Genomic DNA, 12,114 nt, shown 5'->3' with positions numbered 1-12,114 from the left:
TAAGATGTCAGCATTACAAAAACTCGAAAAAGCAGTCCTTGATGAAGTATGCCCAGCAGGTGAAGCGTGGATGTGCGAGGTCAAAAAAGGTCAGTATTTCAGAATTGTAGATTTAGAGGGTAATCAAGCTGTTGATACTTTATTTATCAGCGCAGAAAATCCAGATGAACGATACAGTGCCACAGATACACTAGCGCAAAATCAACAAATTTATCTTGAAAAAGGCACCTTGCTATTTAGTAATTATGCTCGTCCTATTGCGGTTATTGTGGATGATAACTGTGGTAGACACGACACATTAGGTGGTGCGTGTTCATGTGAAAGTAATACGGTGCGCTATGCACATGATAAGTATCCGATGCATAGTTGTCGTAATAATTTTATGTATGCCTTAGCTCAGCATCCGATTGCGAAAAAACATCAACTGAACGTCAGTCATATTGGCCCAAACATTAACTTCTTTATGAATGTTCCTGTAACGACTGAAGGACATTTAAAGTTTGAAGATGGCGTATCAGCAGCAGGAAAATATGTAGAGCTTCAAGCAGAGATGGATTTGATTGTTTTAATTTCGAATTGCCCACAATTGAATAATCCATGTAACGCCTACAACCCGACAAAAATTCAATTAATTGTACGTGAAGCTTGAGGGGCGAATTATGTTTAATAAAGTATTAATTGCCAATCGTGGTGCAATTGCGTGTCGGGTCATCCGTACATTAAAAAAGTTAGGTATTCAATCTGTTGCAGTCTACTCAGAAGCAGATCGAGATTCTTTACATGTTACATTAGCAGATGAAGCGATTTTTATTGGTCCTTCACCTGCGCAAGAAAGCTATTTAAATATTGATAAGATTCTGGCTGCTGCAAAAGCATCAGGTGCTGAAGCGATTCATCCAGGTTATGGTTTTTTATCAGAAAATGCAGCTTTTAGTGAATTATGTGAGAAAAATGGAATTGTTTTTATTGGTCCAACTGCTCAGCAAATGCTTGATTTTGGTCTTAAACATACCGCTCGTGAATTAGCAATTCAAAATAATGTGCCTTTATTACCCGGTAGTCAATTATTGCTTGATCAAGCGGATGCTATTCAACAAGCTGATTTAATTGGTTATCCTGTCATGCTCAAGAGTACCGCAGGTGGTGGCGGTATTGGGATGCGTTTGGTTTGGAATGAAACCGAGTTGAAAGATGCTTATCAAACGGTCTCATATCTTGCACAAGCAAATTTCAAAGATGCTGGATTATATTTAGAAAAATTTGTTCAAAATGCACGTCATATCGAAGTTCAAATTTTTGGTGATGGCAAAGGAAATGTCATTGCCTTAGGTGAGCGTGATTGTTCGGTTCAGCGTCGTAATCAAAAGGTAATTGAAGAAACGCCAGCACCTCATTTAGATGATCAGCAACGTCAATATATTCAAAATGTTGCCATTCAATTGATGCAATCCGTGCAATATCGTTCAGCAGGTACAGTTGAATTTGTCATGGATACCGATAATCAAGCGTTCTATTTCTTGGAGGTTAATACACGCTTACAAGTTGAGCATGGTGTAACTGAACAAGTGTATGGCGTTGATTTAGTGGAATGGATGGTGACCTTAGCGAGTGGCGATTGGGAACCACCCAAGCAAAAATTGCAATCTTCTGGACATTCAATTCAAGTCAGATTATATGCTGAAGATCCAATTAAAAATTTCCAACCGAGTGCAGGCTTATTGACGAATGTTACATTTGATTCAGCCGCTCGTGTGGAAACTTGGGTTGAAACGGGATCAAACGTTTCCTCTTTTTATGATCCAATGATCGCTAAAATTATTGTGACAGCTACAGACCGTGATCACGCAATATCGGCGATGAAAAATAGCCTAAGTATTACTGAGATTGCAGGGATTGAAACAAACCTAGAATACTTACAGGAAATTATTGATTCTGAGACCTTTAAACAAGGCACTCAAACAACACGTTTTTTAAATACTTTTGCGTGGAAAACACAAAAAATAGAAGTGTTACAGGCAGGTATTCAAACAGCCATCCAAGATGTGACGGGGCGATTAGGGTATTGGGACGTGGGAGTTCCACCTTCGGGAGCTATGGATGCATTAAGTTTGAATTTAGCCAATCAACTACTTGGTAATGCATTTAACACTGCTGGTTTAGAGTGCACGTTGCAAGGGCCTACGCTGAAATTCCATTGTAATAGCCAGATTGTACTGACGGGTGGCGACATGGAAGCCAGCTTAGATGGTCAAGCTATTCCAATGTGGTCAACGATTAATGTTTCAAAAGGACAAGTTTTAAAATGTGGCCGTGTCGTTACGGGTTGCCGAAGCTATATTGGAATAAAAGGGGGCTTTAATGTTCCTAAATATTTAGGCAGCTTAGCGACATTTACGTTAGGACAATTTGGTGGTCATGCAGGTAGAAATTTACTTATTGGGGATATGTTGCCAATATTTGCATCGGAGCAGACTGAATCAATCTCCTTAAACCCAGAGCAAATACCGACATTTCAAACAAACTGGGAAATTGCGGTGATGTATGGCCCACATGGGGCGCCTGACTTTTTTACCAAAAATGATATTTCTATGTTTTTTGAGCAGGAATGGGAAATCCATTTCAACTCAAGTCGTACAGGCGTTCGCTTAATTGGACCTAAACCTGAATGGGCTCGTATTGATGGTGGAGAGGCAGGATTACATCCTTCAAATATCCATGATAATGCTTATGCAATCGGTGCAATTGATTTTACAGGGGATATGCCGATTATTTTAGGACCTGATGGCCCAAGTTTAGGCGGATTTGTGTGTCCTGCTGTGGTTATAAATTCTGAATTATGGAAGCTTGGACAGTTAAAAGCAGGAGATAAAGTGAAGTTTATCCCTGTGAGTTACACGCAAGCACAATGCTTAGAACAGCGTTATCAAGCTTCAATGGCGCATGAAACCACAGCACAGCTCAATTATCAGCCACAAATTGAAGCAGAAGAAATTACATTAGCAAATGCAGTCTTGGCGACCTTAGAGCAAGCTGATGATAAACCAAATGTAACGTATCGACCTGCTGGGAATCATTATTTATTAGTTGAATACGGAGAACTGGTTTTAGACTTAAATCTGAGATTCCGTATTCATGCTTTGATGCAGTGGGTTCAACAACAAAATATAAAAGGTATTATTGATCTGACACCGGGCATTCGATCTTTACAAATTCATTTTGATTCAACAATTTTAGATCAGCTTGAATTATTGAAATTATTGCAGGCAGCAGAAAGTGAGTTACCAGACATAGAAAACATGCAGGTTGCATCGAGAACGGTATATTTGCCACTCGCTTGGGAAGACTCTCAAACTCAACTTGCTACTGAAAAATATACGCAATTGGTAAGACCAGATGCACCGTGGTGTCCTGATAATATTGAGTTTATTCGCCGTATTAATGGTCTGGAATCGAAGCAGGCAGTTAAAGATGTGGTGTATAACACGTCATATCTTGTGATGGGGCTAGGTGATGTTTACCTTGGTGCGCCTGTAGCAACACCACTAGATCCTAGACATCGTTTGGTGACGACAAAATATAATCCAGCACGTACATGGACACCTGAAAATGCAGTCGGTATCGGCGGTGCATATATGTGTGTGTATGGCATGGAAGGACCGGGTGGTTATCAGTTTGTTGGGCGAACGACACAGGTTTGGAGCCGTTATCGTCAAAATCCTAATTTTGAACAAAATAAACCGTGGCTATTACGATTCTTTGATCAGATTCGATTCTATGAAGTATCTGAACAAGAACTGTTAGAAATGCGTGAATCATTTAAAGCGGGTCGTTTACAGTTACGCATTGAAGAAGGTGTTTTGAACCTTAAAGAATACAATGCATTTCTCAAAGAGAATGAGCAAAGTATTGGAGCATTCAAACAAGTTCAGCAATCTAATTTTGAAGCCGAAAGACAAAGATGGCATGAAGCGGGTCTAGCTGAATATGTTTCGGATCAGGTTGATGTTTTGATTGATGAGACTGAAATTAGTATCCCGGATGGTGGGATGCTCGTGGAATCACACATGCCGGGATCAGTTTGGAAAATTGAGTGTTCAGTGGGAGATATCATCGAGGAGGGCGAAACTCTTGCTGTGATTGAAGCTATGAAAATTGAGATTCCAATTATCGCACCTGCAAAAATGAAAGTAGATACCATTCTAATTGATAAAGCACAAACGGTAAAAACAGGGCAAGCTTTGTTTACACTTGCGCCAGCATAAAATCAAAAAAACCATGATGCAGAAAAAGCCCTATGATGAAACTTAGGGCTTTTTTTATGTGCATTTTTTCATCTTTTTAAAATGATTTACTCAGTAAAACAGCGTAAAAACTGGCATGGATACTGCATTTAATATTACGAATCTTTAATTTGGTATTACTGGAGCGGTCATGAAAATCAAAAAAATTCTAGTTCAGTATTTTCACATTGCTACAAAAGTGCTGATTGAGTTGCTTTCTGTGAGAGCAGGTTTGTATGTAAAGCAAAATCAACTTCCTAAAAAATAGCTGAATGAGTATGAATGCAAAACCTAAGCTAACACGTATTAGCATTACAGTTCCTGAAAAAACGGTTGAAGCTTTAGATCAAAAAATTGTTGAGGAACATTATGAAAGTCGTTCTCAAGCGATTGTTGACATGATCAATAAGCATCTCATTCATCAATACACCACCGAAAATTCAGTGATGGTGGGCACATTGACACTACTTTATCAACGCAGTTCAAGCAACATTCGTGTTCAGTTAAGTGATTTGCAACATCAGTTTTTGGAACAAGTGATCAGTTCTTTAAGTATTCAACTCGATCAGCAAAAGATTCTTGAAGTTATGCTTTTACAAGGAAAAAGTAATGACCTCAAACAAATAAGCCAGCAGTTCATTGCACTCAAAGGTGTGATTAAAGGGCATTTAGAACTCATGGATGCCGTCATGCCACCTTTACAGCAAAACGAGTAGCAAACCCATTTGGCTAAAAGCCAGATGAATTGATTTGTACACAGATTTATCAATGGAAATTTAAAACTTTTCTGAACGTCAAATATGGGGTTATACAATGAAGCGTGCAATATCTTCTTTATCAGTTTCAATTCTTTTCGCGATGTCTGTGGTGGGATGTGACAACTCTGCCAAGGTGCTAACAGCAGATAAATCAACTGAAACAAAAAGCGCAAATACAGCCACACCGATTACGATTGGATATAGTGATTGGCCGGGTTTTGTGGCATGGCAAGTAGCGATTGAAAAAGGTTGGTTAAAAGATGCTGGTTTAAATGTAGAGTTTAAATGGTTTGATTACTCAGCTTCGCTTTCAGCTTTTGCTGCAAATCAACTGGATGCAGTTTTAGTCACCAATGGCGATAATCTTGTCAATGCATCTGGCGGTACTAAAGGCATGATCATTATGGTGACGGATTATTCTGCGGGTAATGATGTGATTATTGCTAAAGAGGGCATTAATAGCATCAATGATTTAAAAGGAAAATCGGTCGCAACTGAAAAGGGTTTGGTTGATCATTTATTATTGGCGACAGCTTTAAATGATGCAAAAATTCCATCGACTGATGTGAAATTAGTGAATTCAGTGACCAATGAGTTGCCTCAAGTGTTTGCGAGTAAAGATATATCAGCAATTGCAGTTTGGCAGCCAGTAGCCAATCAAGCACTTAAAGCTGTCGCAGGTTCAAAAATTATTTATACTTCAAAAGATAAACCTGGTTTGATTTATGACACTTTAGCGGTCAATACTAGTCACTTGTCTATGCATAAAGATGAATGGAAGAAACTCATCCAAGTGTGGGATAAAACCGTAAAATATATTCAAGATCCTGCTACACATGATGATGCCGTGAAAATCATGGCAAATCGTGTTGGTGTTGATCCAAAACAATATGAGCAATTTATTGATGGTACTCACTTATTAGATGTCGCTGCCAATAAAAAGGTATTTGTAAAAGGAGACGGTTTCGATTCAATTTATGGATCAACTTATCATGTGAATAAATTTAACGTCAGTAATGGTATTTATAAAAGCGAAGTGGATGTTGATGGTTTGATCTATCCTGCTCTGCTAGATGAACTTAAATAATAGATTTGCAAACATTAAAAAACCGTTCAAAAATGAACGGTTTTTAAGGTCTTAAATATGTGTACTGTTGGAGAAAACGTTGATTACAATAATTCCAGCCAGCATCAGACCAAGCCCGATGATTGCAGCTAAATCTAAATGTTGTTTGAAGAAAATCCATCCAACCGTTGAAATTAGTACAATGCCTGCACCAGACCAAATCGCGTAAGCAATACCAACAGGTATGGTTTTAAGTGTAAGTGATAAGAAAAATAATGCGACTGCATAACCTAATATCGTAATTATAGAAGGCGTCAGAAGGCTAAAACCTTGTGAAGCTTTTAAGGCTGAAGTCGCAATTACTTCAGCAATAATTGCAATGGTCAAAAAGAGATAGGACATAGATCGCCTATTTAAAGTTAGAGAACATGAATTGAATTTTTTAACAAGTGATCCTTCTCATGATCGAACCATTGTTCTGACTCAGAAGTAGTGGAGCTTGAATGACTAAATTCAAAATGTGGTTGATAGACATCAATAGTGAAATAAAGTCGATATTCCTCGCCATCAATCACTTTGAGCTGTGAAATGGTATTGCTATCAATTATTTCAAAATGATCCAATGCAATGAGCTGATCAATTTTGTCTGGTTGTGTACTGAAATGAATAGTTGCATTAGTTAATGCAATTGAGACTTCATAGTTATCAATGGAGCTGTTTTTATCCTGCAAATCATAGAGCCAAGCTACATTTCCAATCTGCTGCTGATGATATGGCAGACGAGATTGTGCATAGGCAATCTGTTGATCTGTAATAATTAAACCACCATCCATCGTGATTATTTCTTGGCTTGCTAAATGTTGCATTTGAAATAATCTGAGTCCGAGAAACAAACCTTTGTTAGCTTGTTGACGCCAATCTTCGACATAAGCATTCGAAGGCGAAAATTCTAAAATACAATTTCCAATCTGATAAAGTTTTGCGGGCTCTGGCCACTGCACATGATTTTGATAATTGTGTTTGATATGCCATGACAAAAGTTCAGTTTTCGCATCCCATATCGTGTCCCCAATCCATCCTTGACGTTGGTAGATAGAGGTATTATTGCCATCAACCAGCCTTAAATCGATGCTAAAAGATTTGGACTGAAACCAATAAACAATGGTCTTTTCATCCGTCATTCCATTAAAAAAAGTAATACTTTTCCGTCTAAAACTTCCCATTAAATATTGAGGTAATTCTATATCGCTTAAAGTAGTGGGTTGTAGTTGTTCTAAGAGCAGCACTAGATTCATGGTGTTTCTCCTTTTTCTTGCATACCAAAGGAGTAAAGTGGTCGAGCATTTTCTAAAACAAGTTTACCTGTTTCAATTCTCTTTTTCAGATACATGAATGTTTGAGCAGTTTGATTAAACAAATGTTCACCACCTTTCATGGCGGAGTAGTGAGGTGCTTCATTCTCTATGATTGGCTGAATGATATAGTCGTAATCACATGAGAAGAATAAAGGAAAAGAGTAACGTTCTTGTTGAACTTGTTTAACCCGATGTTTTGTTGCTAAATAACGGCCATTTGACAAAATTTCCATCATGTCACCAATATTCATCACCATGGTGTTTTCTATCAATGGAATATCAATCCATTCGCCTTGTTTATTGAGAACTTGCAGTCCTTCAGCGGTCGGAAAGAGCAGGGTGAAGCATTCATAATCTGTGTGTGCGCCTATTCCAAATTGATCTTCTGCTGCTGGATTGTAGGGATAATGAATCAGTCTTAATTGGCTTGGCGCACGTTGTGTATGTTGTTCAAAAAAGTCTTCATCTCGCTCTAAGGCTAAAGCGAAAGCCTTAAATAATTGCTGACCTATTGCTCGAATATGCTGATAATAATTTAAAACGACAGCTTTAAATTGAGGATGGTCAGGCCATAACGTAGGACCTAATAATGGTCTTCTATCCGATGGGTCTGAATAATCATAATTCACATCATAGGATTCTTTTAAATCGTAAACATTTGCCTTGAATTGTTCTTCGCCGATAGGAACATAGCCACTATGATTTTGAGAAAGACCAATATAGTGGCGCATTTTGGTTTCTTCATCTTGAGCAAAATAACTTTGCGCAATCTGTTTCAATTGGTGGAATAATTCAGGTTGAAATTGCTCTCCTCGAATATATAAGAAACCAATATCTTTACAGGCCTGATCAAGCGCTGTGACAACTTTGATTCGATCTTGTAAGCGATCACTTGCAAGCAGTGAAATATCAATCAGCGGCAGTGCATAAGCATCATGAGATTGACTCATAAGGTTCACCATAGGCTGGTCGTCCAGCAATAAATGAAGCAAGTTGGGTCGTCCCAATTGCTATTTTTATTTCTATGTACTGATTTTGGTCATACGAGGAATTTTTGGCAGATCCTCTAAAGCAGGGTCAATGTCTTCTTCCTGCGCATGGACGAGTTGATCTACTCGCTGACGTAATTGTTTAAATTCGGGTGAGTGAATTAAATCTAATGATCGTGGGCGTGGTAGATTCACTTCAATAATTTCTTTGATTTCACCTGGATTTGCTTTTAAAGCCACAATACGATCAGCCAATAAAATAGCTTCATCCATATCGTGTGTGACAAACATAATCGTGATGTCGATGTTTTGCCATAAATCCATCAGATGCTTTTGCATTTTTTGTCGGGTATAAGGGTCTAGAGCGCCGAAGGGCTCATCCATTAATAAAATTTTCGGTTCATTGACCAAAGCTCTGGCAATTGCAACACGTTGCTTCATTCCACCAGATAGCTCATGCGGAAACTGATTTTCGTATTTTTCTAAACCAATAATATTGATCCATTCACGCGCCATTTCCTCAGATCGAGTCGGACTCACGCCTTTCATCAATGGGCCAAACATCACATTTTCTTTGACGGTTTTCCATGGGAAAAGGGTATAACCTTGGAACACCATGCCGCGTTCGGAACTCGGTCCTTGAATTTTTTCCCCTTCAACTAGGACTTCACCACTGTGAAAATCATCCAAACCTGCTACGACACGACTTAAAGTTGATTTACCACAACCTGACGGTCCGATGACACAAATGAACTCACGTTTGTGAATGCTTAAATGAATGTTATTTAAAACCACTCGCTCAGTATTTCCATGCCGGAAAACTTGACTTAAATTCTTGGTTTCAAGCATGACAGGTCGAGCATAAATAGTGTCGAAGTAGCTTTTTGAATCAAAAATTTCATCCATATTCATACTCCTTTTTTCCACTTAAATAGACGTGCGCCGAGTTTCATTAAAATCAAATCACAAACGATGCCAATGACCCCAATGATGAGAATTGCTGCATAGACATTATCAAAGTTTTGATAGCGAGCTTGTTGAGTGATAAACCATGTGATTCCTGAGGTTGCACCAATTAATTCCGATACAATTAAATAAGTCCAAGCCCACCCAAGTAGAACACGCTGATCTCGATAAATATCAGGAAGTGCTGCGGGGATAACCACATGGAATAAACTTTTGATCTTATTAGTACCTAATGTATAACCCGCTTCTATGAGACCTCGATCCACCATTCGCGTTGTATTCGCGATAATTAAGATTTGTTGGAACAACGTACCAATCACAATAATGGCAATTTTAGGTGCATCATTGATACCTAATATAGCAACGGCCAATGCACCAAAGGCAGGTGCGGGTAAATAACGGAAGAACTCGACAAAAGGCTCTGTCAATCTTGAGATGGTTTTTGAAAAACCACATAAAATTCCAAGCGGCACACCCAGCAAAGACGATATAAAGAAAGCCGTAAATACGATCTTAATACTATGCCATAGGCTCTGATGTAACCACGGAGAGTCGGGTTGCTGTGGTGGTGTCGTAAATGAAGTAAACAGTGCTTTTGCGACTTCATGTGGTGCAGGTAAATAGATTGGATTGACTAAGATGCCTGTAGGAGGATTTTTCCCCTGATCAATGATATTTTGCGCTTCAGCATAATAAGCATCTTTTTCTAAGCGAGTTCCCATTTGTAAATAGGATGCATCACCTGAATTTGTAATTTGTACTTGAGGATGCCAAATAAAAGGTAAATAACTGACACAGCTCCAAATCAGTAAAGGAATTAAAAAAGATCCTAAACTTAAGAAAAGCGTGTTCTTATTTGACGCGGATGAATGGTGCATAGGCAGACACCTGTAGTAATACTAATTGTTAAAAACGTAATACTAAATAGCAAGTTTGATGCCAGTGTTTTGTCTATGTCCCTAAATATTGCTTTCTTTTTAGAGATGACAATCGATGATTGATATGCGATTGAGTGATTCACTTATATTGTGTAAGTCTCTAATTACCTAATAAATTTAAGCTATTAAATTTAATTTGCAGTTGATCCTTGCTCTCTATGTGTAAAGGATCAGGTTTAATACAATCAATAGGGCAAACTGCAATACATGTGGGTGCTTCGTAGAAACCGACACATTCAGTGCAACGTTGTGGGTCAATTTCGTAGATTTTTGCACCTTCATAAATCGCTTGATTAGGGCATTCTGGCAAGCACATATCACAGTTTATACATGCTGAAGTAATCAATAGCGCCATATTTAATCTGCCGAATATGCAAGTGCATCAGTTTTTAACTGTGTTTTGGCGTGTGGAAGATTGCGGATTAATAAGGCATAAGTAATATCGATATCTGCTGAAAGTGGGATTTTCACAATATGTCCAGAACCTTTTGCACTTTCGATTGGATAACCTTTTAAATCAAGCATTTCAGTCAAAGTGAAGACAAGATTACCTTTAGGAGTCATGAGCTCAAGTGTATCGCCAACTAAAAACCGATTTTTAACTTCGACTCGAACATAGTCTCCATTGCGCTCAATTACCTCACCACAAAACTGTTGATAGTCGAAATGTGATGAACCATCCTCATAATTTTGGTAATCGCTATGCACATGGCGACGTAAAAATCCTTCTGTGTAACCACGATTGGCTAAACCTTCAAGTTGATCCATTAGACTTGAGTCAAATGGTTGACCTGATAGCGCATCATCAATTGCCTTACGATAAATTTGAGCTGTTCGAGCACAGTAAAAATAGGATTTTGTTCGTCCTTCAATTTTAAGTGAAGCAATTCCCATATGAGTCAAACGATCAACATGTTGAATGGCACGTAAGTCCTTCGAGTTCATAAAATAAGTACCATGTTCATCTTCTTCAGCCGCAAACATTTCTTCATCATTACGTTGTACTAAAACACTCTGAACTAGGTCATCTTGAACTTTATTGGAACAGCATTGTTTTGATTGTTCTATCTGCTGAACAGGAATCACGTCACCATTCACATCTTCTTGTGCTTCATGAATTTTATATTCCCAACGACAAGCATTGGTACATGCGCCTTGATTTGCATCTCGTTTATTCATATACCCAGAGAGTAAACATCGTCCTGAGTAGGCCATGCATAGTGCGCCGTGGACAAAAACTTCGAGTTCAATCTCTGGTACATTTTTCTGTATTTCTTCAATTTCTTCTAATGCTAATTCTCGAGAGAGAATGACCCTGCTTAAACCATAGTCTTTCCAGAATTTTACAGTTGCCCAATTAATCGCATTGGCTTGTACCGAAAGGTGGATAGGCATATCAGGGAAATGTTCGCGAACCATCATGATTAAGCCAGGATCAGACATAATTAATGCATCAGGTTGCATCGCAATAATTGGCTCTATGTCACGAATAAAATTTTTAAGTTTGCTGTTATGTGGCTGAATATTGGCAACAACATAGAATTTTTTTCCTAATGCATGTGCTTCATCAATTCCGATTTTTAGATTTTCATGATCAAACTCATTATTACGAACACGGAGACTGTAACGTGGTTGTCCTGCATAAACGGCATCTGCACCATAAGCAAAAGCATAGCGCATGTTTTTAAGTGAACCAGCAGGAGAGAGTAATTCAGTATTCATGATACAAAAGGCATATAAAAAATAGGGAATTATTTTAAAA

General features: G+C 38.4%; 11 protein-coding genes. 4 read left to right on the top strand and 7 right to left on the bottom strand.

All coding sequences use genetic code 11. From position 1 onward, the window contains the following. The first annotated feature begins 4 nt into the window (after positions 1-4). The 4 genes from NGC85_RS09450 (at position 5) to NGC85_RS09435 (ending at position 6,125) form a co-directional block, all read left to right on the top strand. Positions 5-649 carry an urea amidolyase associated protein UAAP2 gene (locus NGC85_RS09450; protein ID WP_254730537.1) on the top strand — a complete coding sequence of 215 codons (645 nt, stop codon included), beginning with the start codon at positions 5-7 and terminating at the stop codon, positions 647-649. A gap of 10 nt (positions 650-659) precedes the next feature. After that, positions 660-4,262 (top strand): urea carboxylase, encoded by a 3,603-nt coding sequence (uca, locus tag NGC85_RS09445; RefSeq protein WP_254730535.1) that lies wholly within the window; start codon positions 660-662, stop codon positions 4,260-4,262. A 296-nt stretch (positions 4,263-4,558) separates the two neighbouring features. Continuing rightward, the gene (locus tag NGC85_RS09440; protein ID WP_034710366.1) at positions 4,559-4,996 is read left to right on the top strand and encodes a CopG family ribbon-helix-helix protein; all 438 of its coding nucleotides are present in this window, start codon (positions 4,559-4,561) and stop codon (positions 4,994-4,996) included. A gap of 97 nt (positions 4,997-5,093) precedes the next feature. Further along, positions 5,094-6,125: an ABC transporter substrate-binding protein gene (locus tag NGC85_RS09435; RefSeq protein WP_254730530.1), complete on the top strand. Its 1,032-nt coding sequence runs from the start codon at positions 5,094-5,096 to the stop codon at positions 6,123-6,125. Positions 6,126-6,176: 51 nt separating this feature from the next. Here NGC85_RS09435 and NGC85_RS09430 read toward each other — a convergent pair whose 3' ends face one another. From NGC85_RS09430 to yegQ, 7 genes are all read right to left on the bottom strand, one after another. After that, positions 6,177-6,506 (bottom strand): multidrug efflux SMR transporter, encoded by a 330-nt coding sequence (locus tag NGC85_RS09430; RefSeq protein WP_254730527.1) that lies wholly within the window; start codon positions 6,504-6,506, stop codon positions 6,177-6,179. A gap of 17 nt (positions 6,507-6,523) precedes the next feature. Next, positions 6,524-7,399 carry a hypothetical protein gene (locus tag NGC85_RS09425; RefSeq protein WP_254730524.1) on the bottom strand — a complete coding sequence of 292 codons (876 nt, stop codon included), beginning with the start codon at positions 7,397-7,399 and terminating at the stop codon, positions 6,524-6,526. Beyond that, a complete protein-coding gene (locus NGC85_RS09420) occupies positions 7,396-8,421 on the bottom strand; it encodes an isopenicillin N synthase family oxygenase (RefSeq protein WP_254730522.1) in 1,026 nt (341 codons plus the stop codon). Before NGC85_RS09420 ends, NGC85_RS09425 begins: the two co-directional genes overlap by 4 nt. 60 nt (positions 8,422-8,481) lie before the next feature. Continuing rightward, positions 8,482-9,360, bottom strand: coding sequence for an ABC transporter ATP-binding protein (locus NGC85_RS09415; protein ID WP_254730514.1), 879 nt, complete (start codon positions 9,358-9,360; stop codon positions 8,482-8,484). Next, positions 9,357-10,292 carry an ABC transporter permease gene (locus tag NGC85_RS09410; protein ID WP_254730512.1) on the bottom strand — a complete coding sequence of 312 codons (936 nt, stop codon included), beginning with the start codon at positions 10,290-10,292 and terminating at the stop codon, positions 9,357-9,359. The genes NGC85_RS09415 and NGC85_RS09410 overlap by 4 nt, the downstream gene beginning before the upstream one ends. A gap of 160 nt (positions 10,293-10,452) precedes the next feature. Then, positions 10,453-10,707, bottom strand: coding sequence for a YfhL family 4Fe-4S dicluster ferredoxin (locus NGC85_RS09405; RefSeq protein ID WP_254730510.1), 255 nt, complete (start codon positions 10,705-10,707; stop codon positions 10,453-10,455). Positions 10,708-10,709: 2 nt separating this feature from the next. Next, on the bottom strand, positions 10,710-12,074 hold the full coding sequence (yegQ, locus tag NGC85_RS09400) for a tRNA 5-hydroxyuridine modification protein YegQ (RefSeq protein ID WP_254730507.1): 1,365 nt from the start codon (positions 12,072-12,074) through the stop codon (positions 10,710-10,712). Positions 12,075-12,114: the final 40 nt, after the last annotated feature.

The organism is Acinetobacter sp. Z1, from assembly GCF_024296945.1.
Lineage (GTDB): Bacteria > Pseudomonadota > Gammaproteobacteria > Pseudomonadales > Moraxellaceae > Acinetobacter > Acinetobacter beijerinckii.
The sequence above is the reverse complement of the archived record's forward strand: the minus strand, read 5'-3'. Positions and strand labels throughout refer to the sequence as shown.

What these genes read in the sequence shown, in the direction of transcription:
- NGC85_RS09420 (WP_254730522.1), bottom strand. Translation starts at nt 8,421, where the DNA reads ATGGTGAACCTTATGAGTCAATCTCATGATGCTTATGCACTGCCGCTG.
- NGC85_RS09425 (WP_254730524.1), bottom strand. Translation starts at nt 7,399, where the DNA reads ATGAATCTAGTGCTGCTCTTAGAACAACTACAACCCACTACTTTAAGC.
- NGC85_RS09405 (WP_254730510.1), bottom strand. Translation starts at nt 10,707, where the DNA reads ATGGCGCTATTGATTACTTCAGCATGTATAAACTGTGATATGTGCTTG.
- NGC85_RS09435 (WP_254730530.1), top strand. Translation starts at nt 5,094, where the DNA reads ATGAAGCGTGCAATATCTTCTTTATCAGTTTCAATTCTTTTCGCGATG.
- NGC85_RS09415 (WP_254730514.1), bottom strand. Translation starts at nt 9,360, where the DNA reads ATGAATATGGATGAAATTTTTGATTCAAAAAGCTACTTCGACACTATT.
- NGC85_RS09440 (WP_034710366.1), top strand. Translation starts at nt 4,559, where the DNA reads ATGAATGCAAAACCTAAGCTAACACGTATTAGCATTACAGTTCCTGAA.
- NGC85_RS09450 (WP_254730537.1), top strand. Translation starts at nt 5, where the DNA reads ATGTCAGCATTACAAAAACTCGAAAAAGCAGTCCTTGATGAAGTATGC.
- uca (WP_254730535.1), top strand. Translation starts at nt 660, where the DNA reads ATGTTTAATAAAGTATTAATTGCCAATCGTGGTGCAATTGCGTGTCGG.
- NGC85_RS09410 (WP_254730512.1), bottom strand. Translation starts at nt 10,292, where the DNA reads ATGCACCATTCATCCGCGTCAAATAAGAACACGCTTTTCTTAAGTTTA.
- yegQ (WP_254730507.1), bottom strand. Translation starts at nt 12,074, where the DNA reads ATGAATACTGAATTACTCTCTCCTGCTGGTTCACTTAAAAACATGCGC.
- NGC85_RS09430 (WP_254730527.1), bottom strand. Translation starts at nt 6,506, where the DNA reads ATGTCCTATCTCTTTTTGACCATTGCAATTATTGCTGAAGTAATTGCG.